At 72.6% G+C, this 25,688-nt stretch carries 18 protein-coding genes; 10 read left to right on the top strand and 8 right to left on the bottom strand.

The annotated features are described in order from the left end of the window. Positions 1-14 precede the first annotated feature (14 nt). Genes QUG93_RS12135 through ileS form a run of 3 tightly spaced genes read right to left on the bottom strand, consistent with a single transcriptional unit; the run spans position 15 to position 5,178 of the window. A complete protein-coding gene (locus QUG93_RS12135; RefSeq protein WP_289474217.1) occupies positions 15-431 on the bottom strand; it encodes a DUF4233 domain-containing protein in 417 nt (138 codons plus the stop codon). Continuing rightward, positions 428-1,927 (bottom strand): bifunctional folylpolyglutamate synthase/dihydrofolate synthase, encoded by a 1,500-nt coding sequence (locus QUG93_RS12130; protein WP_289474214.1) that lies wholly within the window; start codon positions 1,925-1,927, stop codon positions 428-430. Before QUG93_RS12130 ends, QUG93_RS12135 begins: the two co-directional genes overlap by 4 nt. Then, positions 1,924-5,178: an isoleucine--tRNA ligase gene (ileS, locus tag QUG93_RS12125; RefSeq protein WP_289474212.1), complete on the bottom strand. Its 3,255-nt coding sequence runs from the start codon at positions 5,176-5,178 to the stop codon at positions 1,924-1,926. Before ileS ends, QUG93_RS12130 begins: the two co-directional genes overlap by 4 nt. Positions 5,179-5,420: 242 nt before the next feature. Between ileS and QUG93_RS12120 the strand changes: the two genes are divergently transcribed. Further along, positions 5,421-6,455, top strand: coding sequence for a cation diffusion facilitator family transporter (locus tag QUG93_RS12120; protein WP_289474210.1), 1,035 nt, complete (start codon positions 5,421-5,423; stop codon positions 6,453-6,455). 122 nt (positions 6,456-6,577) lie between these two features. Here the strand turns inward: QUG93_RS12120 and QUG93_RS12115 are convergent, their stop codons facing one another. Beyond that, the gene (locus QUG93_RS12115) at positions 6,578-7,177 is read right to left on the bottom strand and encodes a TetR/AcrR family transcriptional regulator (protein ID WP_289474208.1); all 600 of its coding nucleotides are present in this window, start codon (positions 7,175-7,177) and stop codon (positions 6,578-6,580) included. A gap of 31 nt (positions 7,178-7,208) precedes the next feature. Between QUG93_RS12115 and QUG93_RS12110 the strand changes: the two genes are divergently transcribed. The 4 genes from QUG93_RS12110 to QUG93_RS12095 are packed head-to-tail and all read left to right on the top strand — an operon-like array spanning position 7,209 to position 12,440. Then, entirely contained in the window at positions 7,209-8,861 is a 1,653-nt protein-coding gene (locus QUG93_RS12110) for an ABC transporter substrate-binding protein (RefSeq protein ID WP_289474206.1), read from the top strand. Then, positions 8,831-9,913, top strand: coding sequence for an ABC transporter permease (locus QUG93_RS12105; RefSeq protein WP_434533112.1), 1,083 nt, complete (start codon positions 8,831-8,833; stop codon positions 9,911-9,913). The genes QUG93_RS12110 and QUG93_RS12105 overlap by 31 nt, the downstream gene beginning before the upstream one ends. Continuing rightward, complete coding sequence (locus QUG93_RS12100; protein ID WP_289474204.1) at positions 9,910-10,785, top strand: ABC transporter permease; 876 nt, start codon at positions 9,910-9,912, stop codon at positions 10,783-10,785. Before QUG93_RS12105 ends, QUG93_RS12100 begins: the two co-directional genes overlap by 4 nt. Continuing rightward, a complete protein-coding gene (locus QUG93_RS12095; protein WP_289474202.1) occupies positions 10,782-12,440 on the top strand; it encodes an ATP-binding cassette domain-containing protein in 1,659 nt (552 codons plus the stop codon). The genes QUG93_RS12100 and QUG93_RS12095 overlap by 4 nt, the downstream gene beginning before the upstream one ends. 214 nt (positions 12,441-12,654) lie before the next feature. Here QUG93_RS12095 and proP read toward each other — a convergent pair whose 3' ends face one another. Continuing rightward, the gene (gene proP, locus QUG93_RS12090; RefSeq protein ID WP_289474201.1) at positions 12,655-14,229 is read right to left on the bottom strand and encodes a glycine betaine/L-proline transporter ProP; all 1,575 of its coding nucleotides are present in this window, start codon (positions 14,227-14,229) and stop codon (positions 12,655-12,657) included. Between the two features lie 225 nt (positions 14,230-14,454). Here proP and valS point away from each other — a divergent pair, with 225 nt between their 5' ends. Both valS and QUG93_RS12080 read left to right on the top strand, forming a co-directional pair. Further along, positions 14,455-17,046 (top strand): valine--tRNA ligase, encoded by a 2,592-nt coding sequence (gene valS, locus QUG93_RS12085; RefSeq protein ID WP_289474199.1) that lies wholly within the window; start codon positions 14,455-14,457, stop codon positions 17,044-17,046. A gap of 76 nt (positions 17,047-17,122) precedes the next feature. Continuing rightward, positions 17,123-17,374 carry a hypothetical protein gene (locus QUG93_RS12080; RefSeq protein ID WP_289474197.1) on the top strand — a complete coding sequence of 84 codons (252 nt, stop codon included), beginning with the start codon at positions 17,123-17,125 and terminating at the stop codon, positions 17,372-17,374. Between the two features lie 95 nt (positions 17,375-17,469). On the opposite strand, the gene QUG93_RS12075 is transcribed toward QUG93_RS12080, so the two are convergent. The 3 genes from QUG93_RS12075 to QUG93_RS12065 form a co-directional block, all read right to left on the bottom strand. Continuing rightward, on the bottom strand, positions 17,470-20,163 hold the full coding sequence (locus tag QUG93_RS12075) for a M60 family metallopeptidase (RefSeq protein WP_289474195.1): 2,694 nt from the start codon (positions 20,161-20,163) through the stop codon (positions 17,470-17,472). 95 nt (positions 20,164-20,258) lie between these two features. Continuing rightward, positions 20,259-20,915, bottom strand: a complete 657-nt coding sequence (locus QUG93_RS12070) for a response regulator (protein ID WP_289474192.1) — start codon at positions 20,913-20,915, stop codon at positions 20,259-20,261. Then, entirely contained in the window at positions 20,912-22,186 is a 1,275-nt protein-coding gene (locus QUG93_RS12065; RefSeq protein ID WP_289474190.1) for a sensor histidine kinase, read from the bottom strand. Before QUG93_RS12065 ends, QUG93_RS12070 begins: the two co-directional genes overlap by 4 nt. A 100-nt stretch (positions 22,187-22,286) precedes the next feature. On the opposite strand from QUG93_RS12065, the gene QUG93_RS12060 reads away from it, so the two are divergent. From QUG93_RS12060 to QUG93_RS12050, 3 genes are all read left to right on the top strand, one after another. Further along, positions 22,287-22,889, top strand: coding sequence for a TetR/AcrR family transcriptional regulator (locus QUG93_RS12060; RefSeq protein WP_289474188.1), 603 nt, complete (start codon positions 22,287-22,289; stop codon positions 22,887-22,889). A gap of 160 nt (positions 22,890-23,049) precedes the next feature. Further along, positions 23,050-23,577, top strand: coding sequence for a hypothetical protein (locus tag QUG93_RS12055; protein WP_289474186.1), 528 nt, complete (start codon positions 23,050-23,052; stop codon positions 23,575-23,577). A 67-nt stretch (positions 23,578-23,644) separates the two neighbouring features. Continuing rightward, complete coding sequence (locus tag QUG93_RS12050; RefSeq protein ID WP_289474184.1) at positions 23,645-25,672, top strand: M3 family metallopeptidase; 2,028 nt, start codon at positions 23,645-23,647, stop codon at positions 25,670-25,672. Positions 25,673-25,688: the final 16 nt, after the last annotated feature.

Raw genomic sequence — 25,688 nt, 5'->3', positions numbered from 1 at the left:
TGGTTCGGTGGTGGTCAGTCCTCGGCCTGCGCGGCCCGGAACGCGGCGTTCTGCCGGTCGAGCTGACCGCCCTTGACGAAGCAGAACACCCACAGCGCCAGGAACACCGCGCCGACCGCGAACATGAACGGCTCGATGAAGCCGGTGGCGAGGATGGCCGCCTGCAGCAGCCACCCGAACCATACACCGGCGTGCCCGCCCGTCAGGCGTGAGGCAGCTGCGAGGACGATGATCGCCAGGATGCCGCCGCCGAAGGCCGCGAGGGGCGGCAGCGTGCCCTTGCCGTAGACGACGAGCATCGGGAAGAAGAACATCACCGCCTCGAGTCCGAGGGTGATCGACAGCAGGCTCTCGCGGGCACCGCGCTGCGGGCGCGGCTTCCGCGTGCGCGGCTGACGCCCCGGCCGGGAGGCCCGTGGTGCGTCCGTCACTTCGCCCCGCCTTCCGCGTGCACCAGGTCCATGACCTTCCCCACCATCACGATGGAGCCGGCGACGAGCACGAGGGCGTCCTCGGCGTCCGCCTCGTCCGCCAGGTCTCGCGCTTCCTGCAGGGCCTGCTCGAGGGACGGCTCGACGACCACGTGGTCCTCGCCGACCTCGGCCACGACGATGCGGGCGAACGCGTCGGCGTCCAGGGCGCGGTCGCCGGGCGGCTGCGTGACGACGAAGGTCTGCACGGTGTCCTTGAGTGCGCGGACGAAGCCGCGGGCATCCTTGTCGCCGAGGATGCCGACGACGCCGACGACGTGCTCGGACGGGAAGGCCACCGGCAGCGCCTCGGCCAGGGCACGTGCTCCGTGCGGGTTGTGCGCCGCGTCGACCACGACGGTCGGTTCCTGAGCGATCGGCTGCAGGCGTCCGGGGCTGGTCGCGTTCGCGAGGCCCTCGGACAGCACGTCCTCGTCGAGGGCCTGCGACCCGCGCCCGAGGAACGACTCGACCGCGGCGATCGCCACGGCGGCGTTGTGCGCCTGGTGCTGGCCGAAGAGCGGGACGAACAGGTCGTCGTAGCGCCCGGCGATGCCCTGCACGGTGACGAGCTGCCCGCCGACCGCCGGGGTGTCCGACACGACGGAGAACCCGTCGCCCTCGACCGCGAGTGTCGACTCGGTCAGCTCGGCTGCGCGCTGCAGTTCGGCGAGCGCCTCGGGCGTCTGCGCGCTCGACACGACGGACGACGACGGCTTGATGATCCCCGACTTCGTCCGGGCGATCTCGGCGACCGTCGACCCGAGCTGCTTGGCGTGGTCGATCGCGACCGGGGTGATCACCTGCACCTGGCTCTGCACGACGTTCGTCGAGTCCCACTCGCCGCCCATGCCGACCTCGATCACGGCGACGTCGACCGGTGCCTCAGCGAAGCACGCCAGGGCGAGGACCGTCAGCGCCTCGAAGAAGGTCAGCGGCTGCTCGCCCTTGGCGGTCAGCTCGGCGTCGGTCATCTCGAGGATCGGGGTGATGTCGTCCCAGTTCTCGACGAAGCGATCCGCGGCGATCGGCTCGCCGTCGATGACGATGCGCTCCCGGATCGACACGAGGTGCGGGCTCGTCATCAGGCCCGTGCGCAGCCCGTGGGCGCGGACGATGCTCTCGGTCATCCGCGCGGTCGACGTCTTGCCGTTCGTGCCGGTGACGTGGATGACCGGGTACGCCAGGTGCGGGTCGCCGAGGAGTTCGACCGCGCGACGTGTGGCGGTCAGCCGGCGCTCGGGGGCCTGTTCGCCGATGCGGGCGTACAGCGCGGCCTCGACGCGCCGCACCTCGTCGTCGTCCCCGCCGTAGGGCAGGTCCTCGGCCGGAGTCTGGTCGCCCGAGGGGCCGACCGGGATGCGGATCCCGTCGAGGTCGTCGAGGGCGCCGTGGCCGTCGTGGTCGTCGTGGCCGTCGTGGTCGTCGTGGTCGTCGTACTGGTTGCTGTCGCTCATGCGCGTGCCACCTCCACGGACACCTTCGCACCGTTGCCGACGTCGGTGCCCTCGCCCTCCGCGAACGTCGTCGTCGTGAGGTCGGTGCTCGTCGCGAGGGTCTCCCCCGCGATGAGCTGCTCGTGGGCGCGGATCGCCTCGGCCGCGTCGTCGCTCACCCGCAGGGTCAGGGTGATGCGGTCGCTGACGTCGAGGTCGGCGTCGCGGCGGGCCTGCTGCACGGCACGGACGACGTCGCGCGCCAGCCCCTCGGCCTCGAGCTCGGGGGTGGTCACGGTGTCGAGCACCGCGAAGCCGCCGCCGTCGAGGAACGCCACCGCGACGGAGTCGTCCGCGACCGTGAGGTCGAGCGTGTACTCGCCCTCGACGAGGTCGACGCCGCCGACGGTGACGCCGGACTCGGTCGCGACCCAGTCGCCTCGCTTGGCGGCCGGGATCACCTGCTGCACCTGCTTGCCGATGCGGGGACCGGCGGCGCGGGCGTTCACGGTCAGCTTGCGTTCGATGCCGTAGCGGCCGAGCGAGGACTCCTCCTGCTGCTCGAGCACGACGCGCTTGACGTTGAGCTCGTCGCGGAGGATGTCCGCGAAGGGCTCGATCGCCGTCGGGTCCGGCACCACGAGCGTCAGCGTCGCGAGGGGCAGCCGGACGCGGCGGCCGGTCGCCTTGCGCAGAGCGAGCCCCTTCGACGCGACGTCGCGCACGCGGTCCATCGCGGCGACGAGCGCGTCGTCGGCCGGGAACTCGTCAGGCTCCGGGAAGTCCTCCAGGTGCACGCTGCGCCCACCGGTCAGGCCCTTCCAGACCTCCTCGGTGACGAGCGGCGCGAGCGGGGCGGCGACGCGGGTGAGCGTCTCGAGCACGGTGTTCAGCGTGTCGAACGCCGCCTGCGCCTCGGGCGAGGACTCCGCACCGAGCCAGAACTTGTCGCGCGACCGACGGACGTACCAGTTCGTCAGCACGTCGGCGAAGTCGCGGACGGCCTGGGCGGCGAGCGGGGTGTCGAGCGCGTCGAGGTGCGTCGTGACGTCCTCGACGAGCACCCGGGTCTTCGCGAGCAGGTACCGGTCGAGCACGTCGGTGCTCGCCGTGCTGCGGGAGGCCTGGTAGCCGCGCTCCCCCGACGCGTTGGCGTAGAGGGTGAAGAAGTAGTAGGTCGACCACAGCGGCAGCAGGAACTCGCGGACGCTCTGGCGGATGCCCTCCTCGGTGACGACGAGGTTGCCGCCGCGGATGACCGACGACGACATGAGGAACCAGCGCATCGCATCGGCACCGTCGCGGTCGAACACCTCGGAGACGTCCGGGTAGTTCCGCAGGCTCTTCGACATCTTCTGGCCGTCCGAGCCGAGCACGATGCCGTGGCTGATGACGTTCCGGAACGCCGGACGGTCGAACAGCGCGGTGGACAGCGCGTGCATGACGTAGAACCAGCCGCGGGTCTGCCCGATGTACTCGACGATGAAGTCCGCGGGGCTGTGCTCCTCGAACCACTCGCGGTTCTCGAACGGGTAGTGCACCTGCGCGTACGGCATCGAGCCCGAGTCGAACCAGACGTCGAACACGTCCGAGATGCGGCGCATGGTCGACTGCCCGGTCGGGTCGTCCGGGTTCGGGCGGGTCAGCTCGTCGATGAACGGGCGGTGCAGGTCGACCTCGCCGTCGGCGTTCGTCGGCAGGCGGCCGAAGTCGCGCTCGAGCTCCTCGAGCGAGCCGTAGACGTCCTGGCGCGGGTACGCCGGGTCGTCCGACACCCACACCGGGATCGGCGTGCCGAAGTACCGGTTGCGCGAGACCGACCAGTCGATCGCGTTGCCGACCCACTTGCCGAACTGCCCGTCCTTGACGTTGTCCGGCACCCAGTTGATGTCCTGGTTGAGCTCGCCCATGCGGTCGCGGAACTCGGTGACGCGGACGAACCACGACGAGACCGCCTTGTAGATGAGCGGCTTGCGGCAGCGCCAGCAGTGCGGGTAGCTGTGCTCGTACGACGCCTGGCGGAGCAGTCGGCCCATCTCACGCACGGCCTTGGTCAGCGGCTTGTTCGCGTCCGACCAGAGCATGCCGGCGACGTCGCCGAACTGCGCGGTGAAGAGCCCGCCCTCGTCGAGGGACAGCACGACCGGGATGCCCGCGGCAGCGCAGACCTCCTGGTCGTCGGCACCGTACGCCGGGGCCTGGTGCACGATGCCGGTGCCCTCGCCCGTCTCGACGTACTCCGCGACGAGCACCCGCCACGCGTTCTCGTAGCCCTCCTGCTCCGCCAGGAAGTCGAACAGTCGCTCGTACTCGACGCCGTCGAGCTCGGCGCCGGCGACCGTGCGGAGCACGGCGGCGAGCGCCTCGTCGGCCGACTCGTAGCCGAGGTCCTTCGCGTGGGCCGCCACGGTGTCCGAAGCCAGGAGGTACCGGGCCGCACCGGCGTCGCCACCGTCAGCCGCGCCTCCCGGCCCGGCCGGCACGACCGCGTACGCGATCTCCGGACCGACCGCGAGCGCCGCGTTCGTCGGCAGGGTCCACGGGGTCGTCGTCCAGGCGAGGGCGCGGACCCCGGTCAGGTCGAGCTCGGCGGCGCGGGCACCCTGCAGCGGGAACGACACGGTGACCGACTGGTCCTGGCGCGTCTTGTAGACGTCGTCGTCCATGCGGAGCTCGTGGTTCGACAGGGGCGTCTGGTCGTTCCAGCAGTACGGCAGGACCCGGAAGCCCTCGTACGCCAGACCCTTGTCCCAGAGCTGCTTCCACGCCCACAGGACGCTCTCCATGTAGGTGACGTCGAGGGTCTTGTAGTCGTCCTCGAAGTCGACCCAGCGCGCCTGGCGGGTGACGTACGCCTGCCACTCGTCGGTGTACTGCAGCACGCTCTTCTTCGCCGCCGCGTTGAAGACGTCGACGCCCATGTCGTCGATCTCGTGCTTCTCCGTGATGCCGAGCTGGCGCATCGCCTCGAGCTCGGCGGGCAGGCCGTGGGTGTCCCAGCCGAAGCGGCGGTGCACCTGCTTGCCGCGCATGGTCTGGTAGCGCGGGAACACGTCCTTCGCGTAGCCGGTCAGCAGGTGACCGTAGTGCGGCAGGCCGTTCGCGAAGGGCGGGCCGTCGTAGAACGTCCACTCGGTGCAGCCCTCGCGCTGGTCGATCGACGCCTGGAAGGTGTCGTCGCCCTTCCAGAAGGCGAGGATGCCCTGCTCGACGGCGGGGAAGCTCGGCGAGGGAGTGACGCCGTCGGCGTTCGAGTTCAAGGGGTAACGCACCGCATGGCTCCTGTGGTCGGGGTTCGTCTCCACGAGGACGGAGCGTGCTCCGCGGTACCACCTCGCTTGCCGGACGCTGCTCGCGCTGCGTCCGACCGCTCGTTCGCCGGAGAGGGTGCGGTCCGGTCCGCCCGGCTCTACTGACGGCGGTGGTGCTGCCGCGTTCTTCCGGAGGCTCACCGGTGATGGCCGGGTCGACGCCTGATGGGACGAGTCTACAAGAGACGGAGCATGCTGGAGCGATGCCCTCGTCCGACAAGCAGGACCGTCCGGAGTCCCTGCTCACCGTCGTCATCGCGTTCGCCGCCAACCTGCTCGTCGCCGTCGCCAAGACCGTGGCGTCGATGCTCACCGGCTCCGCGTCGATGACCGCGGAGGCCGCGCACTCGTGGGCCGACACCGGCAACGAGGTGTTCCTGCTCGTGGCCGAGCGGCGAGGTGCGAAGAAGCGGGACCGGAAGCACCCACTCGGGTACGGCCGCGAGACGTACATCTGGTCGATGTTCGCCGCGTTCGGGCTCTTCACCGCCGGCGCAGTGGTGTCGATCTGGCACGGCATCACCGAACTCGGCGAGACCGGTCCCGCCGAGGACGTCGTCCTCAACTACGTCGTGCTCGGGATCGCGTTCCTGCTCGAGGGCACGAGCTTCCTGCAGGCCTACCGCCAGGCCCACGGCGCCGCGACGAAGCGCCGCGTCCCGGTCCTCCGCCACGTGCTGCAGTCCTCGAACCCGACGCTCCGGGCGGTGTTCGCCGAGGACGCCGCCGCGCTGGTCGGTCTCGTCATCGCCTTCCTCGGCGTCTTCCTGCACCAGGTCACCGGCCTCGCGGTGTTCGACGCGATCGGGTCCATCGCGGTCGGCCTGCTGCTCGGCGTCGTCGCGGTCGTCCTCATCGAGCGGAACCGCCGGTTCCTCGTCGGCGAGGCGACCTCGCCCGAGCTCGAGGACGCCGTGCTCACGGAGCTGCTCCGCCGTGACGAGGTCGAGCGGGTGACCTACCTGCACCTCGAGTTCGTCGGGCCGTCGCGGGTGTTCCTCGTGGCCGCCGTCGACCTGACCGGCAACGAGGAGGAGGACCACGTCGCGGTGCGGCTCCGCCGGGTCGAGGCGTCGCTCGAGGAGAGCCGGTACATCGAGGAAGCGGTGCTCACCCTGAGCATCCCCGGCGACGCGTCGCTCGCGGCACGGGGTGACGGTGCGGTGCCGGCGATCGTCCGCGACGGCACCGTCGAGGACGTCGCTGCCGGCGGCGCGGGGACGCTCCGGGCGGAGTAGCTGCGGCGGCGGCGGCGCGCGGAACGCAACCTCGGCGACAGCTCGCAGCGCTGTACCGCTGCGAGCTGTCGCCGACGTTGCGTCTTGCGGGGTGCTGCGCGCCGGGCGTCAGCGCGCGGGGCTCAGCGCGCGTCGAGCCCCGCGGCCACCGGGGTGAGCGCGGCGCCGACGTACTCGACGAGCGGACGTCGACCGACACCGTCCGCGACCCAGACGCCGAACGCCGCCGCCGCCGCCCCGAGCAGCGCCCCGGACACCGTCTGGGGCCACAGCGCCGTCGGCCGCTCCCCCGTGCGCGAGCCGACGAACGCCGACACCGCCCCGTGCTGCGCCATCACCCGCGCCGCCACGCTCGCCACGAGCTCCGTGCCGATGTCCATGACCTCGGCCTGCGCGATCGCCCACGGCACGCGCTCCGGGTCGTGCGCGCGGGCGGCCGCGACGAGTGCCTCCTCCACCGCGCGCACCGGACTCTGCTCCGTCGACGCCGCGAGGAACGCCGGGATGTCGGCCACGGCGGCGTCGAGCTCGAGCCACAGCACGTCGGCCTTCGCGCCGAAGTAGTTGAAGAAGGTCGCACGGCTCACCCCGGCGCGTGCGGCGATGTGGTCGACCGTGGTCCGGCCGTAGCCCTGCTCGAGGAACAGCTCGGCGGCTGCGTCGGCCAGGACCTCGGCGCTCGAGCGTCGGGGGCGGCCACCGCGGCGCATCGTCTCGTCCATGCGCACAGTAAAACGCTAGACTCGACCAGCCATGATCTTGGACCGAGTACAGAAATCACCCACGCGCGCTCGCCGCACCCTCGTCGCGGCCGCGAGCGCCACCGCGGTCCTGCTGGGCCTGACCGCCTGCACGGGCGGCGGTACGGCCACCTCCGACAGCACCCCGGTCGCCGGGGGCACGCTCACGTACGCCTCGGGTGACGCCGAACCGACGTGCCTCGACCCGCACGTGGGCGGCAACTACCCGCAGGCCCTGCTGTCGACCCAGTACATCGAGATGCTGACCGGTCTCGACCGTGACCGGAAGCCGACCCCCGCCCTCGCGACCTCGTGGACGACGAGCGACGACGGGAAGACCCTGACGTTCGACCTGCGGAAGGACGTGACGTTCTCCGACGGCACCCCGTTCGACGCCGCCGCCGTCGTGGCGAACATCGAGCACGTGCAGGACCCGGCGACCGCCTCGAGCACCGGGTACCTGGCACTGCAGTCGATCGCGAAGGCCACCGCCACCGACGACCACACCGTCACGCTGGCGCTGAGCCGTCCCGACAGCGCACTGCTCGAGTCGTTCTCGCAGCCGTGGGTCGGCATGGAGTCCCCGAAGGCACTGCAGCGCGCACAGGCGACCAACTGCGAGTCCCCGGTCGGCACGGGTCCCTTCACCGTCACGGGGTGGCAGCACGGCGACCGCGTCACGCTGGCGAGGAACGCGTCGTACACGCCGCTGTCCGGGTCCACGAAGCCGCGCCTCGACGGCATCACCTGGCGCTTCCTGCCCGACTCGACCTCGCGCTACGCCGCCCTGCGGTCCGGCCAGGTCGACGTGATCGACAACGCCCAGCCGGACCAGCTCGAGTCGGCGTCGACGAAGGGCGCGATCCGCGACCTCGACGCACCACGACCGGGAGCCTCGAACCGCCTCGAGCTGAACTCCGGCCACGGGGTGTTCCGCGATGAGTCGGTCCGCAAGGCCTTCATCGCCGGCGCCGAGATCGACCCCGGGCTGAAGAGCCTGTTCCTCGGCACGGCGAAGCGCTCGTCCTCGGTGCTGTCCAGCGTCGAGCCCGCCGCGTACTCCGACCCGGCACTGTTCGAGTACTCGCCCAGCACGGCGGAGCGCCTGCTCGACGAGGCCGGTTGGAAGGTCGGCAGCGACGGCGTGCGCGAGAAGGACGGCAAGCGGCTCACGGTGACGTTCCCGGTGTCGACCAACCAGTCGGTGCCCGCCGAGCGCAGCCTGTTCCAGCAGGTCCAGGCATCCGAGAAGGCCGTCGGCTTCGACGTCCGGCTCGAGGAACTCGACCTGTCGAGCTGGTACGCCGCCCTGGCCGCGAACGAGTACGACGTCGTCAGCGCCCCGTACACGAAGGTCGGGCCGGACGTCCTGCGCATCCTCTACGACAGCGCGAGCATCGAGCCGGCGCCGTCCGGCTACTTCGCCAACCTCGCCCAGCTCGACGACCCGACGGTCGACGACCTGCTCCAGCGCGCCGCTCGGACCGCCGACGGCGACGACCGTGCCGACCTGTACCGCCAGGCGCAGCAGCGGATCCTGGCGAGCGGCACCGTCCTGCCCCTCTACGACCAGCAGAACCACTTCCTGTACCGATCCGCCGTGCACGACATCCAGACCACGTCGGTCTCGACGCCGTGGTTCGGCACCGCGTGGATCGCGCGCTGACGGTCACACCGGCCGGGAGGCACCCCCTGCGTCCGACACGCGAGCACCGGTCCGCCGGGTGGTCGGCGTGGGTCCGGTGGGGTCTGGGCAGACTGGCCGGCGGTGTCGGCGTGCTCTGGGCCGTCGCCACGCTCGTCTTCGTCGCGATCCGGTTGATCCCCGGTGACCCGGCGCTCGCGATCCTCGGCGGGCCCGGGTCGCAGGCGTCCGCCGAGGCGGTCGACGCCGTCCGTCGCGAGTACGGCCTCGACCGTCCGGTGCTCGTGCAGTACGCGGTGTTCCTCGGACGGCTGGCGACCGGGCACCTCGGCGACTCGTACGCCTTCCGCACCCCGGTCTCGACGCTCCTCGCCCAGCAGCTGCCGGTGACGCTGACGCTCGCGGTCGCCGGACTCGTCGTCGCCTGGGTCCTGGCGATCGGCGCCGCGTGGTGGTCCACGCAGCGGGGGCGGATCGCGGCCGCGCTGACGGGGGCGATCACCGTCACGGCGAGCGTCGTCCCGCACTTCTGGCTCGGCAGCGTGCTCATCGTCGTGTTCGCGAGCGCCCTCGGCTGGGTGCCCGCGGTGTCCGACGGCAGCCTGCGGGGGTGGGTCCTGCCCGTGCTGACGGTCGCCGTGCCGGTCGCCGGGTACCTGGCGGAGACGGTCCGCGACGGCGTGGTCGACGCCCAGCGGTCGGCGTTCGCCCTCGCCGCACGCGGTCGCGGGGAGTCCCGCGCGGGACTGTTCGGACGGCACCTGCTCCGGCACGCCGCGCTCCCCGGGATCGCCCTGTCCGCGTGGGCGTTCGGGTCGCTGGTGTCCGGCGCCGTCGTCGTCGAGTCGGTGTTCGCGCTGCCGGGCATCGGCCGTGCCCTCGTGACCGCGGTGACCCAGCGGGACATGCCGCTCGTCGCCGGGATCGCACTGGTGTCCGCAGCCGCGTACGTCGTCGTGCTCGCGGTCGCGGACCTGGTCGAGCGGGTGGTCGACCCGCGCGGGTCGCGGAGCGGCACCCGCGCGCGGAACCGGGCACGTGGTGGGACGCGCCACGGGGCGGGCGCACGGTGAGCGGCATCGTCGACCCGGGCCTCCAGTCCGGTACGCGCCCGACGGCCGGGCGGCCCGAGCGGTCTCGTGGGGGGACGCTCGGACCGGCCGGTACGGTCGCCGCCGCGGCCGTCGTGCTGGCGGTGGTGGCGGCCGTCTGGCCGTCGCTGCTCGGGGGCGGGGACCCCCTCGCAGTGCACCCGTCGGACGCGCTGACCGCACCGGGTCCCGCACACCCCTTCGGCACCGACGAGTCGGGACGTGACGTCCTGGCGCGGGTCGTCGCGGGCACGCGGGCGTCGCTCGTCGTCGGGATCGTCGCGACCCTGGTGGGCGGACTCACCGGCGTCGTGCTCGGCACGCTGGCCGGGCTCGGGGGCCGGGTCGTCGACGCCGTGGTCGGTCGGGTCACCGAGGTGGCCTTCGCGCTGCCGCTCCTGCTCGTCGCGCTCGTCGTCATCGCGGTGACCGGACCGGGGCCGGTGCCCGCGACCCTGGCGGTCGGCTTCGCGACGGCACCCGGGTACGCGCGGATCGTCCGCGGGCTCGTGCGGACCGCTCGGTCGTCGCAGGTCGTCGAGACGGCCGTCCTGCAGGGCCGCTCCTCCGGGCGGATCCTGTTCCGGCACGTGCTGCCCGCGGCGCTCTGGCCGGTCGTCGCCGTCGCCACGCTCGGGGTCGGGCAGGCGGTCGTCTGGGCCTCGGCGCTGAGCTACCTCGGCGTCGGGACGCCGCCACCCGCGCCCGAGTGGGGCGCGATGCTCGCCGACGGGCGGACCTACCTGCTCACGGCACCGTGGATGAGCACGTTCCCGGGGCTGGCCATCGTCGTCCTGGCGACGGCCGTCACGGTGCTGGGCCGTGCGCTGCGCCGGACGGGGGCGGCCCGGTGAGCGTCCTCGACGTCCGCGGGCTGAGCGTCCGCGTCGGCGACACCGCGCTCGTCCACGACGTGTCGTTCAGCGTCGATCCGGGCGAGTGCGTCGCGCTGGTCGGGGCCTCCGGGTCGGGCAAGAGCGTCACGGCGCGTGCGGTCCTCGGGCTGTCGGCCCCGGGCGTGACGGTCGACGCCGACGGACTGACCGTGGCCGGCGACGACGTCCGCGGCCTGTCCGAGCGGCGGTGGCGGCGCCTGCGCGGGGCGACGGTCGGGTACGTGGGCCAGGAGGCGCTCGGTGCGCTCGACCCGCTCCGCCCGGTCGGCCGCGAGGTCGCCGACGCCCTGCGACTGCACACCGACCTGCGTGCGGCCGAGCGGGTCGACGCCGTGCGCGACGCGCTGCACGCGGTCGGCCTCGATCCGGCGATGGCGACCGACGGTCGGCTCGCTGGAACGCTGTCGGGCGGGATGCGGCAGCGCGCCCTCATCGCTGCGGCGACCATCGCCTCCCCCGCCCTCGTCGTGGCGGACGAACCGACGACGGCACTCGACGCGGCCGTCGCGGTGACGGTGATGGAGCAGCTGCGCGCGGCGCAGGAGCGGGGTGCCGGGCTGCTCGTGATCACGCACGACCTCGGGCTCGTCGCCGGGTGGGCCGACCGGGTGGTCGTGGTCGACGGGGGCACCGTGGTCGAGGACGGCCCGGTCCGCTCGGTGCTCGACGCGCCCGTGCACCCCGCGACGCAGGCCCTGGTGCGCGCGGCGCGGTCCGGGGCGGAGCGCCGTGCGTACCCCGCTCGTTCCTCCGCTGTCCCGGACGGCGGCATCGCCGACCGCGGTTCCGACGGCGACCCCGACGGTGGCGCCGGCAGCGGCGCCGGCGGCGCCGGCGGCGCCGGCGGCGCGGCGATCCTCGACGGGGTCGGGCTGTCCCGCTCCTTCGACGGGATGCCCGCGGTCGAGGACGTCTCCGTCGCCGTGCGCGCGGGCCGGGTCACCGGGGTGATCGGTGCCTCGGGCTCCGGCAAGACCACGGTCGCCCGGATGCTGCTCGGGCTCGAGGTCCCCGACACCGGGACCGTCACGCTCGACGGTGCGCCGTGGGTGCCGCTGCCCGAGCGGGACCGGCGGAGCCGACGGCACCGGGTGGCCGCCGTCGTGCAGGACCCCGGCGCGACGTTCGACGATCGGTGGACGGTCGAGCGGGTGCTCGCCGACGCCCTGACCGACGGCCGGGAGCGACGGGCGCGAGGTGACCTGGCGGAACAGGTCGACGCGGCGCTCCGGCAGGTCGGCCTCGATCCAGCGCTGCGACCCCGGTCCCCGCGCACGCTGTCCGGCGGGCAGCGGCAGCGGCTCGCGATCGCGCGGGCGCTCGCGTCCTCGCCCGAGGTGGTCGTGCTCGACGAACCCGTGACCGCGCTCGACGCCACGGTGCAGGACGCCGTGCTCACGCTGCTCGAGCGGTTGCGCGACGAGACCGGCGTGGCGATGGTGTTCGTGTCGCACGACCTGCGGGCCGTCCGACGGATGGCCGACGACCTGCTCGTCGTCGACCGGGGGCGCATCGTCGAGCGGGGCCCGGCAGACCGGGTGCTCGGCGCGCCGGAGCACCCCGCGACCGCACGCCTGATCGACGCCGCCGCCCGCCTCGCCCGCGGCACCTGAGCGCGGCGCCGCGCTCGGGCGCCGGCGAGTCTCGGCCAGGCGGACAGTTCCGCGGCGCGGAGGCCGCGAACGTGTCCGCGGGGCCGAGTCTCGCACGGCGCGCCGGCGCGCCGGCGCGGGGCAGCCGGGCGTCGGCGTACGGCACCGGTGCGACGGGAGGCACGGTGCGCGTCCGTGACGGACGTGCGCCGTGCCTCCCGGTCGCCCGCAGTGGCTAGGAGCCCGCGGGCTCCTTGTCGGCACCCGGCTTCGGGCTGTCGCCCGAGATGACCGGGATCTCGCTCGTCGAGAAGTCCTTCGCCCAGTCGGACTGCGCGAGCTCCGAGGTCGGGTCGTTGTAGTCCTTGATGACGTCGGCGACCTCGTCCTCGTGCGCGACCGTCGGACCGGAGCCCATCAGGGGCGTCGCCGCCGTCTCCTTGGTGAAGTACACCGCGACGAGACCGATCACGGCCGCGAGCATGAGGTAGAAGGCCGGGATGTCCTCGGCCCAGGACAGACCGGCGTCCTTCGCGCCGGCGATGAGCGCCTGCGTGGCGAGGGGCGTCGTGCCGCCGAAGAGCGAGACGGAGACGTTGAACGCGATCGCGAGCGCGCCGTAGCGGATGATCGTCGGGAACAGCGCGGGCAGGGTCGAGGGCATGGTCGAGGTGAACGTGACGAGCACGAGCCCCAGCAGGAGCAGGCCGACGAACACCCCGATGCCGGTGCCGGTCTGCACGAGCTTGAGGGCCGGCCACGACAGCACGATGAAGCCGATGCAGCCCGCGGCGAGGACCGGACGACGTCCGAAGCGGTCGGACAGCCGGCCGCCGAACGTGATCACGACCATCATCAGGATCATCACGATGACGATGAGGATCAGACCGAACGTGGCGTTCTGGCCGAGGTTCGTCTCGAGGTAGGTCGGCATGTACGACAGGAGCATGTAGTCGGTCACGTTGAACACGAGGACCAGGCCGATGCAGACGATGAGCGAGCGCCAGTTCTCGGCGAACAGCTTGAGGAACGGCGTCTTCTGCGACTCGCGCTCGGCTGCCTGCTCCTGCTGCTTCTGGAAGGCCGGGGTCTCCTCGAGCTTGAGCCGGAGGTACAGACCGATGAGCCCGAGCGGGCCGGCGACGATGAACGGGATCCGCCAGCCCCAGCTGAGCAGGGCGTCCTCCGGCATCGCGTACTGCAGGACCGTGACGATCGAGGCGCCGAGCACGTACCCGGCGAGGGTGCCGAACTCGAGCCACGAGCCCATGAAGCCGCGGCGCTTGTCCGGCGAGTACTCGGCGATGAAGGTCGCGGCTCCGCCGTACTCACCACCGGTGGAGAAGCCCTGCACGAAGCGGGCCACCAGGAGCAGCACGGGCGCCCAGAAGCCGATCGTCGCGTACGACGGGATCAGGCCGATCATGAGCGTGCCCGCGGCCATCAGGATCATCGTCAGCGCGAGGACCTTCTGGCGGCCGATCTTGTCGCCGATCGGACCGAAGACGGCCCCACCGATCGGCCGCACGATGAACGCCGCCGCGAAGAAGCCGAAGGTCGCGACGAGGTTCGACGTCGGGTCGCCCTCGGGCAGGAAGACCTTCGAGATCGTGACCGTCAGGTACGCGAAGATGCCGAAGTCGAACCACTCCATCGCGTTCCCGAGCGCGGCCGCGGCGACGGCGCGCTTGAGCAGCGACTCCTCGACGACGGTGACGTCGTCCTCGGTCAGCTTGCGGCGGGCGCGCTTCGCGGCACCCTTCGTACGCAACGGCCGATCGCCGTGCTGGTGTGCTTCGTTCGGTGCCACGTTCGTTCCTCCGGTAGTGCTGTGTCTTGCCTTCGGGCATCCGGCGGAGAGCGACTGTGCAGTCCTCGCGAACACCGCGCTCGCCGGACAAACTCCGACAGCCTACCAGATGGAGCGCTCCCACGCGGGGGGCCGCTACGATGAGACCAACGCGGACCGTACCCGCGACACTCAGGCACCTCACCACGGACTCGGTGCCGCACACATCGATCGAAAGGCCCCGCCATGTCGAAGCCCATGCCCGAGAAGCCCACCGTCGATGGGCTCGAGGACGTCTGGGGCCCGGTCTGGGAGCAGGACGGCACCTACCGGTTCGACCGCGACAGCGCGACGAAGGACGCGGTGTACTCGATCGACACCCCGCCGCCGACCGCGTCCGGCTCGCTGCACATCGGCCACGTGTTCTCGTACACGCACACCGACCTCAAGGCCCGGTACGAGCGCATGCGCGGCAAGCACGTCTTCTACCCGATGGGCTGGGACGACAACGGTCTGCCGACCGAACGTCGCGTGCAGAACTACTACGGCGTCCGCTGCGACCCGCAGCTCCCCTACGACCCGGCGTTCGTGCCGCCGTTCGAGGGCGGCGACGGCAGGTCCGCCAAGGCCGCCGACCAGCTGCCGGTCTCCCGCCGCAACTTCATCGAGCTGTGCGAGCGCCTCACCGTGCAGGACGAGCAGCAGTTCGAGCACCTCTTCCGCACGCTGGGCCTGTCGGTGGACTGGACGCAGTCGTACCGGACCATCGACGACACCTCGCGCGCCAGCGCGCAGCGTGCCTTCCTCCGCAACCTCGCCCGCGGCGAGGCCTACCAGGCCGATGCCCCGACGCTCTGGGACGTCACGTTCCGCACCGCCGTGGCGCAGGCCGAGCTCGAGGACAAGGAGATGCCCGGCGCGTACCACGGCCTGGCGTTCCACCGCACCGACGGCGGCGAGGACGTCGTCATCCAGACCACCCGCCCCGAGCTGCTCCCCGCGTGCGTCGCCCTCGTCGCGCACCCGGACGACGAGCGCTTCCAGGACCTGTTCGGGAAGACGGTCCGCTCCCCCCTGTTCGACGTCGAGGTCCCGGTGCTCGCACACCACCTCGCGCAGCAGGACAAGGGCGCCGGCATCGCGATGGTCTGCACCTTCGGCGACACCACCGACGTCGTGTGGTGGCGCGAACTGCAGCTGCCGAACCGCGCGATCATCGGCTTCGACGGCCGCGTGCGCTCCGAGGAGCCGACCTGGATCGAGAGCGAGCGCGGCAAGGCCCTCTACGCCGAGATGGCCGGCAAGACCGTGTTCTCGGCGAAGAAGGTCCTCGTGGATGCCCTCACCGAGTCCGGCGAGCTCGTCGGCGACGTGAAGACGATCAACCACCCGGTGAAGTTCTTCGAGAAGGGCGACAAGCCGCTCGAGATCGTCTCGACCCGCCAGTGGTACATCGTCAACGGTGCCCGCGACGAGCAGCTCAAGACCACGCTCCGGCAGCGCGGCGAGGAGATCGCCTTCCACCCGGACTTCATGCGCGTCCGCTACGACAACTGGGTGGGCGGGCTGTCCGGCGACTGGCTCATCTCGCGCCAGCGCTTCTTCGGGGTGCCGCTGCCGGTCTGGTACCCGCTCGATGCCGACGGCAACCCGGTGTACGACCAGCCGATCGTCCCGACCGAGGACCAGCTCCCCGTCGACCCCGCCTCCGAGCCGGCGCCCGGCTACGAGGAGTCCCAGCGCGGTGTGGCCGGTGGGTTCCAGGGCGAGCTCGACGTGATGGACACCTGGGCCACCTCGTCGCTCACCCCGCAGCTCGCGGGCAAGTGGGAGACCGACCCGGCGCTCTACGACCTGGTGTTCCCGTACGACGTCCGCCCGCAGGCGCAGGACATCATCCGGACCTGGCTGTTCACCACCGTGCTCCGCAGCCAGCTCGAGGCGGACACGGTGCCGTGGAAGCACGCGAGCATCTCGGGCTTCATCGTCGACCCCGACCGCAAGAAGATGTCGAAGTCGAAGGGCAACGTCGTCACGCCGCTGTCGATCCTCGAGCAGCACGGCGCCGACGCGGTCCGCTACTGGGCGGCATCGTCGAAGCTCGGCACGGACGCGGCCTTCGACCCGCAGAACCCGAAGCAGATCAAGGTCGGTCGTCGTCTCGCGATCAAGGTGCTCAACGCCGCGAAGTTCGTGTACGGCTTCGAGCTCCCGAGCGGTGCGACGAGCGTGACCGAGCCGCTGGACGTCGACGTGCTCGCCGAGCTCGGCAGCGTGATCGAGCAGGCCACCGCGGCGTTCGACGCCTTCGACCACGCCCGCGCCCTCGAGGTCACCGAGCGGTTCTTCTGGACCTTCTGCGACGACTACCTCGAGCTCGTCAAGGAGCGTGCCTACGGCACCGCGACCGACGCGACGCACGAGACCCAGGCGAGCGCGGTCCTGGCGCTGCGCGCCGCGATCGACGCGCTGCTCCGCCTGCTGGCACCGTTCCTCCCGTTCGCGACCGAGGAGGTCTGGGCCTGGACCCACGACACCAGCGTCCACCGCGCCTCCTGGCCGACCGTGGCCGAGCTGCCGACACAGGCGGCACCGACCGGCCTGCTGGCCGCCGTGGGTCAGGCGCTCATCGGCATCCGCGGCGCGAAGACCGCCGCGAAGGCCTCGCAGAAGACGCCCGTGACGCGCGCCGTCGTGGCCGCGCCCGCCGAGCAGCGCGCGCTCATCGAGCGCGCGGCGGTCGACCTGGCGGCGGTCGGCCGCATCGAGAACCTGTCGTTCACCGACGGCGACGAGCTCGCCGTCACCGAGATCGAGCTCGCCGAGCAGCAGGCGTAGCGTCGCCGTCGCAGGCCGGACCGTCCGCGGTCCGGCCTGCGGCACGACGGGTACGGCACACGGACTGGAGGCACGGATGCAGTTGGGCACACGCTGGAACGTCGGCGGGGAGCCGCCGTCGCGACTGCCGGAGACGATGGTCGTCGCCGTGCGCGGGGTCGAGGACGAGCTGGCGGCGGAGTCGGTCGACGCGTCGACGTGGCGGTGGACGCTCACGTACCTGGAGGGCAAGCCGATCATCGAGCTCGACGACGGCACGTCCGTCCACCTCGATCCCGCGGGACACGCGCAGGTGACGAACCCGGACGACGCGCCGGAAGAGGACTGAGCCGGCAGGAGACTCGACCGGCACGACGGAGGGGCCCCGCCGCAGCTGCGGTGGGGCCCCTCCGTCGTCGCCGGGCGTCGCCGGCGGGTGGCGGGTCAGTGCCCGGGGACCTCGCTCAGCGCAACCGGCACGAGGGACGACCCGTCGATCCGGAAGGCCTGGTGCTCGGCGGTCGACGCCGGCACCCGGACGTCGTCGCTCCACGCGAGCAGCCGGTTCCGGGGCTCGCGGTGGTCGAGCACGAGGAACTGTCCGTCCTCGACCGGGACCTCGCCGAAGCGGTTCCAGAACGCTCCGGCGGTCTCGGTCCCCTTGAGCCAGGCGTCGCGCACGGTCCGTCCGTCCTCCGCCACGACGCGAGCGCCGAAGTACCGGGAGTCGAAGAGCCAGTGCGCCTTCTCCGGGCCACCGGTACGGTCCACCCGGAGCGTCCTGGTGCCCGGGTCGAGGGCCAGCTCCGCGATGACTCGATCGGACGCACCCTGGAACTGCGCCATCGTCCCGCGCCGCACGTCGACCGCGACACTGCGCGCGCCCGGGGTCCCGTCGGCGGCGAGGAACTCGACGACCACCCGACCGGCTCCCGCTCCCACGGCGTCGGCGAGCACGCTGCGGCGGCCGATCCGGACACCGGCCGGGTGGTCGGCAGTCACCTGGAGAGCGCCGCCCACCCCCCGCTGGTGGAGGACGGCCGAGCCCTCGGCGCGCACCGATCCGGTCGGCAGGGTGTACGACACGGCGTGGTCGACGACGTCCGTCGTGCGGTCGTGGTTCGCGGTGAGGTCGAACGACGGTTCCGGCAGGTCGGTCATCGCGGCGCGGGTCTCATCGGTCAGCCGGACGCCCCACTTCGCGAAGAACCCGGAGAGGTCACGCCCAGTGACCGTCGCCATCGTCCGTGCGAAGACCTGCTCGGCCGCGGCGACGTCCGACGTCGGGACGACCGGGGCGCCGAGCTGGCGGTCCACCCGCACCTGCTGCGCCGCGCGCGCGTAGACGTCCTCGCCGAAGGCCCGTCGGAGCTGGTCGAACATGAGCAGCCGCAGCCACACGTCATCCTGCCGGTCGAACGACCGCTCGTCCTCGGGCAGCGCGAAGTACGCCGCGGCCTTCCGGCGCACCTCGGCGGTGTCGAGGCGGTTCGGGGCACCCTCGCGCTCCTGGTTCGCGAGCGCCGGGACGTTCGCGGTGACCTCGGTCAGGCCGTTCCACCGCATCCAGTCCGGCTGGTAGGTGTGGCCGACCTCGTGCCAGAACGCCCACTTGTCCGTGGGACGGCCGGTGAGCAGCTGCTGCATCGCCCCCTGCTGGTTGTGGAACATCACGCGGTCGTGCGAGGCGTTCGCCAGACCGGTCCCGGAGTCGGGGTTGACGACCAGGATCCGCTGGTCGGCACGGTGCGCGAGCCCGGTGCCCTGCCGGTCGAGGCCGTACACCCGGTCGGTCTCCGTGATCACCCGCTCCATCATGCGGATGCGGGGGTTGACCGCGATGTCGTTGTCGACGAGCCAGCGCTGCGCGACCGGCTTCTGCACCTGCACGAGGACGTTACTGCCCACGAGCTCGACGATCGGGGCGTCGAACGCGGCCATGCGCTCGACCCACTCCTCCTCGGTGGTCTCCCCCTCGACCGCCGTCGCCATCGCCCGACCCCCGTCGACGCGGACGGTCGTCGTCCGAGCGTCCTCGGGCGCCGAGTCCCGGATCTGCAGGGAGCCGGTCTTCGGCACGGTGATGGTCTGCCTGCCGGGCCGCAGACCGACCTCGGTCGTCCCCACGTCCTTGCCGCCGTTGAGCCCCGCGTAGACGCCGATCATCCCGAAGCGCGCGACCAGACCGGAGACTCCTTCCGGCACCGTCACGGTCACCTCGTCACCGGCGGTCACGAAGCGACCGGTCGGCTCGTACGGCGAGTGCCGGAACCACCGCCCCTCGGCGGCGCGAGCGGCCTCGGCGTCGCCACGCGCACGGACCGGCACGATCGAGTGCGACGCCGCGACGACGAGCTCCTGCGGCGCTGCCGGCTCGGCGGGCGTCGCGACCTCGACCGGCGTGCCCGGTCCGGTGTTGCCCGCGGCGTCCACCGCCGCGACCCGGAACCGGTGGGTCGCGCCGTCCGGCAGCCCGCCGATCCGCGCCGAGCGGGCACCCCCGTCGACGCGGACGGGCTCGGCGTCCTCCCGGGTCACGACGTACGCCTCGACACCGTGGTCGTCGGCCGCAGCGTCCCAGCGCAGCTCGACCGTGTGCGCGTCGAGGGCCGACCCGGTCACGGCCGGGACCGCCCCGGGTGCCTCGGTGTCGCCGGCGGGCGGCTCCGGGTCGCCGCCGTCCGCGGCGCACCCGGTGACCTGGGCACCGTCGAGGGTGCAGTCCGTGACGGTCGGCACCACGGACCCGTCCCCGGTGATCCCGAACGACAGGTCCGCGACGGCACCCGGAGCGAGCTCCTGTCCGGGCTTCGCGGTGATGGTCACGACGTCGCCGTCGCGGGAGACGTCGCTCATCCAGCCCGCCCAGCTGTCGAACGTCCGACCGGTCGCACGGAAGCGGAGCGACCACCGAGCGGTGGTGGCACCGGTGTTGCGGACGACGAACTGCCCGCCGGTGTACCACTCGGTGGCGCTGGTCAGCTCCAGCGCGGCGCTGACACCGGCGGACCCGTCGGCGGCGGGCACCGGAGCCCGCTCGGCTGCCCGGGCGAGCGCGGGATCGGACACGAGCACGGCGCCGCCGATCGCGGCGGCGACGACCGGTCGGAGGACGCAGTGGCGGAGGGGGAACGGCATCAGGACTCCTGGTGAGCGGAACGGGGACGAGCCATCGTCCGACGAGCGCGCAGGGGCACGGGTGTCACCGAAGGGTGACCCCGCAGCCCGTCCCGTCAGACCAGGCCGGCCCGGTGCGCGGCGATCGCGAGCTGCGTGCGGTTCTGCAGGCCGAGCTTGTCGAGGAGCCGCGAGACGTAGGTCTTCGCCGAGGTCGGCGTGACGCCGAGTCGCGCGGCGATCTGGGCGTTGGTCAGTCCCCCGCCCACGGCGATCGCGAGTTCGCGCTCGCGCGGCGTGAGGTCGGCGAGGTCGTCCTCGGGCTCCGGGACGACGGCCGTCGCGACCTCGGCGGACACCGCGCGTGCCACGACCGCCGACGCCACCGCCGGCGCGAGGACGCAGCGATCCGCCGCGACGTCCCGGACCGCCGTCGGGAGCTCGTGCGGCCGTCCCCCCTTGAGCAGGAAGCCGTTCGCCCCCGCGCTGAGCGCCCGGAGCACGGCATCGTCGTGCTCGAACGCGGTGAGCACGAGCACGCGTGGCGGCTCGTCGAGCAGCCGCAGCCGCTCGGTGGTCGCGACCCCGTCCGGGCCGCCCGGCATCCGCAGGTCCACCACCGCCACGTCGGCCCGCACGCGTCGGGCGACCGCAACCGCACGCTCGCCGTCGGCGCACTCGGCGACCACCACGATCTCGGGGTCGGCGTCGAGCACGAGCCGCAGGCTGGTCCGGACCTCCGCGTCGTCGTCGACGAGCAGGACGCGGATCACCGGGGCACGTCCAGGTCGAGCCGGAACCGGCCGTCGATGACGCAGTGGTCGAGCCGACCACCGACCGCCGCTGCCCGTTCCGCGGCGACGGCGAGCCCGTGGCCGCCCGGCGGCAGGACCGACGCGGCGTCCGACAGCGGGTTCTCGACGACGATCCTGACGCGGTCGGGCCAGATCTCGCCCCGCAGGTCGACGACGGCTCCCGGAGCGTGCTTCACGGCGTTGTGGAGCGCCTCGGCGAGCACCGCGTCGAGCACCGCCGTGCGCTCGGCGTCGAGACCGGCGGTCCGGGCGATCGGTCCGACCGCAGCGCCGTGCCGTCGGACGGTCGTGCCGTCGTGCTCGGCCGCCTCGATGAGGTCCTGCCACGAGCGCCCGGCGCGGGCTGTGACGGGGCGGGCTGTGACGGGAGCGGGCGCAGGGTCGGGCATGACCGCACCCGTCAGGGAGCCCGGTCCTGCGTCGGGGTCCGGTTCACCACGGTCTCCTCGGCGGAGCAGACCGACGACGAAGTGCACGTCCTCGAGCAGGTCCACGCCGGCATCCGCGATCCGGGTGGCCAGCACACGGGTCTCGTCGTCGGCCGTGCGCGCGGCGATCGCGTTCGCGTGCAGGGTCATCCGGCTGACGTTCTGACCGACCAGGTCGTGCATGTCCCGACTGAGCCGGAGGCGTTCGTGGGCGACGGCGTCGGCGGCACGGGCGGCCGCGACCTCGGCGGCGAGCCGCAGCCGGTCCTCGCGCAGGGCGACCAGCCGTGAGGTCTCCCCCACGACCCCGCCGACCAGCGCCGGCAGCACGACCGCGAGCAGCGGGGAGGTCTCCTCCGGCAGCGCGACGTGACCGGCGCGGAACGAGCACGGGTCCGGCACCAGGCCGAGCGGGTGCAGCAGGGTGAACGCACCGAGCACGAGGAGCCAGCCGCGGGGCCGGCGCGCCGCGAGCACCACGCTCACCACCATGACGAAGGAGCACGACCCGGTGACGGCCCAGACGAGCGGAGCGACGACCACCGGCACGGCGGGGGCACGGCGCACGAGGTGGAGCGACACCCCGCCCGCGACGAACGCCAGCACCTGCAGCGCGTCGGGTGCCTGCCGGGCGGCGAGTGCGTCGTACCAGACGCTGTAGACCGTGGTCAGCGTCGGCAGGAGGAGCGCCGCGGTCCGGAGCAACCGCCGTGTGCGCTCGTCCGGGGAGTCCACGATCCGCTCGAGCCAGCGAGCCGGACCATGCGGAGCGGGCCGCACGAGCACATGTTGGAACGTCACACACGAAGTATAGGTATGACAGTCTCGATGGCACAGCATCGGTGGGGTCGGACGGGGCCTACACTCGGGAACGGGCGTTCCCGTGAGGGCGACGCGGTCGATGCACGCCAGCGAAGGGACGCACGTGACCAGCACGGTGGATCCGCAGACCAGGACCCGCATCCTCGAGGTCGCCGACGCGCTGTTCTACGCCCGCGGGTTCCAGTCGGTCGGCATGGACGACATCCGGACGGGTGCCGGCGTCTCGCTGAAGAAGCTGTACGCGGCGTTCGCCGGCAAGGAGCAGCTCGTCGCCGCGGTCCTCGCCGGGCGGCATGCGACGTGGGAGCACGGGATCACGGCCGCCGTCGCCGCGCAGGACGCGCCCCGCGACCGTCTGCTGGCGATGTACGACTTCCTGGAACAGTGGTTCGCGGACGACACGTTCCGCGGGTGCGGGTTCATCAACGCGTTCGGCGAGCTCGGGGGCACCTCCCCCGCGGTCGCCGAGATCGCCCGCGACCACAAGGACTCGTTCCAGCGCTTCGTGGCCCGCCTGGCCGCCGACGTCGTCGCCGACGTCGAGACCGCCGAGGAACTCGCCGCCCAGCTCGCGCTCCTCGCCGAGGGCGCGCAGACCACCGCCGCCATCGCCGGTGACGCGTCGCCGGCGCGCCACGCGCGCCGGGCCGCAGCGGTCCTCGTGGACGCGGCGACGCACTGATCGCCACCACCTGACGGCCGGGAGTCACGAGGCGGGCCCGCCCGGCGCCTCCCGTCCGTCACGTCTCCGTTCGCGGACGTGCCCGGTCCGGCGTCGTTCCCTACGGTCGTCGTGCCGACCCCACCGGCACGACCTCGACCCCGACCAGACCGGCCCCATCATGACGACGACGACCACCTCCCTCCCACTGCCGACCGACCCGTACGCGAGGACACCGCAACGGCACCGGGTGCCCCGCGCTGCCCTGCCCGTGCTCCAGGCGTGCCTCGCCACGGTCGAACGCTCCGCCCGTCGCGCAGCCGTCCCCGTGGTGCGCGCGGCGATCGCGGTCCTCATGCTCTGGTTCGGGATCCCGAAGGTGGTCCCCGGCGGCAGCCCCGCCGAGGACCTGGTCGTGCGGACCCTCGACGCACTCACCGCGGGCGTCGTCACCGGGGACGTCGCCCGACTGTCGGTCGCCGTCCTGGAGGTCACCCTCGGGGTGGCGCTCCTGCTCGGGCGGTGCATGCCGCTGGTGCTCCTGGTGCTCCTCGGGCACATGGCTGGCACGTTCACCCCGCTGGTCCTGTTCCCCGTCGAGACCTGGCGCAGCGTCGGCGTGGGGACGCTCGAGGGACAGTACGTCATCAAGAACGTCGTCGTCCTCGCCAGCATCGTCGTGCTCGCCGGCTGGGGCATGCGGCGCTGAGCACGCCCCGCCCTCGCCGACTGCTCGATGCCGCCGCGGTCCGGACACCGGTCCGTATGGTGGGGACATGGCAACCCCGTTCGACGAACCGAGCACCCTCCCCTACGCCCTCCCGCCGTTCGACGACGTCCGGCTCGAGCACTTCCGGCCCGCCTTCGAGGCCGGCACGGCCGAGCAGCGCGCCGAGGTCGAGGCCGTCGCCGCCGCGACCGAGGCACCGACCTTCGAGAACACGCTCGTGGCCCTCGAGCGGTCCGGGCAGCTGCTGGCGCGCGTCTCGCACGTCTTCTTCACGCTGTCGTCGGCGGACTCGACGCCCGAGCTCCACGACCTCGAGGCCGAGGTCTCCCCGCTGCTCGCCGCGCACCGCGACGCCATCACGCTCGACGCACGCCTGTACGCCCGCGTGGACGCGGTGCGCGCCTCGCTGGGTGAGCGGACCGACCTGACGGACGAGGACCGCCGTCTCGTCGAGCGTGTGCACACCGAGATGACCCTCGCGGGGGCGGGTCTCGACGACGCCGGCAAGGAGCGCCTGACCGCGATCAACCAGGAGCTGTCGACCCTCACCACGACCTTCGAGCGCAACCTGCTCGAGGACACGAACGACCTCGCCGTGCACGTCACCGCGGAGGACGAGCTCGCGGGGCTCGACGACGGCGCGAAGTCCGCCGCCGCGGGAGCCGCACGCGACCGTGGGCTCGACGGATGGCTCGTCACGCTGCCGCTCTACACCGGACACCCGTGGCTCGCGGTGCTGACCGACCGCGGGCTCCGCGAGCGGATCATGCGCGCCTCGCTCTCCCGCGGCCGCCGCGGCAACGCGTACGACAACCGCGCGGTCCTGCTGCGCATCGTGCGGCTCCGTGCCGAGCGGGCCGAGCTGCTCGGGTTCCGGGACCACGCGTCCGTCGTCACGGCGGACGAGACCGCGCGGACGCCGGAGGCCGTCGAGGGGCTCCTCTCGTCGCTCGTGCCGGCGGCCGCGGCGAACGCCGACGACGAGCGGGCCGTGCGGTCGCGCACCGTCGGCTTCGACGTCGAGGCGTGGGATTGGGCCTACGCCACCGAGGTCCTGCGGGGCGAGCAGTTCGCCGCCGACAGCTCGGCACTCCGGCCGTACTTCGAGGCGGACCGCGTCCTGCGCGACGGCGTGTTCCACGCCGCCGGTGCCCTCTACGGGCTGACCTTCACGGAGCGTCCCGACCTGCACGGCTACAACGACGAGGTCCGGGTGTTCGAGGTGCGCTCGGACGACGACGAACCGGTCGGGCTGTACCTGCTCGACCTGTACACGCGGGACGGCAAGCGTGGTGGCGCCTGGATGAACCCCGTCGTGGAGCAGTCGCACCTGCTCGGCACGCTGCCCGTCGTCGTCAACAACCTGAACGTGGCGAAGCCCGCGGCGGGCTCCCCCACGCTCCTCATCCAGGACGAGGTCGAGACGCTCTTCCACGAGTTCGGACACGCGCTGCACGGGCTGATCGCACGGACGACCTACCCGCGGTTCTCGGGCACCAACGTCGAGCGGGACTTCGTCGAGTTCCCGTCGCAGGTGAACGAGATGTGGGTGTCGTGGCCGTCGGTGCTCGCGAACTACGCCAAGCACCACGAGACCGGGGAGCCGCTGCCGCCGGAGCTCGTGCTCGGGCTGAGCGACTCGGCCGGGTTCAACGAGGGCTTCTCGACCACGGAGTACCTCGCCGCCGCGTTGCTCGACCAGGCGTGGCACCGGCTGTCGTCCGCCGAGGCCGCGGCGGTCACGGACGTCGAGGCCTTCGAGCGCGACGCCCTGGCCGCTGCCGGTGTGGACGTGCGCGCGGTTCCGCCTCGGTACTCGTCGACGTACTTCGCGCACACGTTCTCGGGCGGGTACGACGCCGGGTACTACGGCTACATCTGGTCCGAGGTGCTCGACGCCGACACGGTGGAGTGGTTCCGCGAGAACGGCGGGCTGTCCCGGTCGGCCGGGGAGCGCTTCGCGTCGATGGTGCTCGGCGTCGGCGGCGCGCAGGACCCCCTCGAGGCGTACCGCGCGTTCCGCGGGCGCGACGCCGAGGTCGGCCCGCTGCTGCGGCGCCGCGGGCTCGAGTAGCGGCGCGGCCGGCGCG

This window comes from Curtobacterium caseinilyticum (assembly GCF_030363035.1).
Classification (GTDB): domain Bacteria; phylum Actinomycetota; class Actinomycetes; order Actinomycetales; family Microbacteriaceae; genus Curtobacterium; species Curtobacterium caseinilyticum.
Note: the sequence above shows the minus strand (reverse complement) of the source record. Positions and strands in the feature narration are given on the sequence as shown.

What these genes read in the sequence shown, in the direction of transcription:
- QUG93_RS12130 (WP_289474214.1), bottom strand. Translation starts at nt 1,927, where the DNA reads ATGAGCGACAGCAACCAGTACGACGACCACGACGACCACGACGGCCAC.
- QUG93_RS12120 (WP_289474210.1), top strand. Translation starts at nt 5,421, where the DNA reads ATGCCCTCGTCCGACAAGCAGGACCGTCCGGAGTCCCTGCTCACCGTC.
- QUG93_RS12115 (WP_289474208.1), bottom strand. Translation starts at nt 7,177, where the DNA reads ATGGACGAGACGATGCGCCGCGGTGGCCGCCCCCGACGCTCGAGCGCC.
- QUG93_RS12110 (WP_289474206.1), top strand. Translation starts at nt 7,209, where the DNA reads ATGATCTTGGACCGAGTACAGAAATCACCCACGCGCGCTCGCCGCACC.
- valS (WP_289474199.1), top strand. Translation starts at nt 14,455, where the DNA reads ATGTCGAAGCCCATGCCCGAGAAGCCCACCGTCGATGGGCTCGAGGAC.
- QUG93_RS12080 (WP_289474197.1), top strand. Translation starts at nt 17,123, where the DNA reads ATGCAGTTGGGCACACGCTGGAACGTCGGCGGGGAGCCGCCGTCGCGA.
- QUG93_RS12075 (WP_289474195.1), bottom strand. Translation starts at nt 20,163, where the DNA reads ATGCCGTTCCCCCTCCGCCACTGCGTCCTCCGACCGGTCGTCGCCGCC.
- QUG93_RS12060 (WP_289474188.1), top strand. Translation starts at nt 22,287, where the DNA reads ATGCACGCCAGCGAAGGGACGCACGTGACCAGCACGGTGGATCCGCAG.
- QUG93_RS12055 (WP_289474186.1), top strand. Translation starts at nt 23,050, where the DNA reads ATGACGACGACGACCACCTCCCTCCCACTGCCGACCGACCCGTACGCG.
- QUG93_RS12050 (WP_289474184.1), top strand. Translation starts at nt 23,645, where the DNA reads ATGGCAACCCCGTTCGACGAACCGAGCACCCTCCCCTACGCCCTCCCG.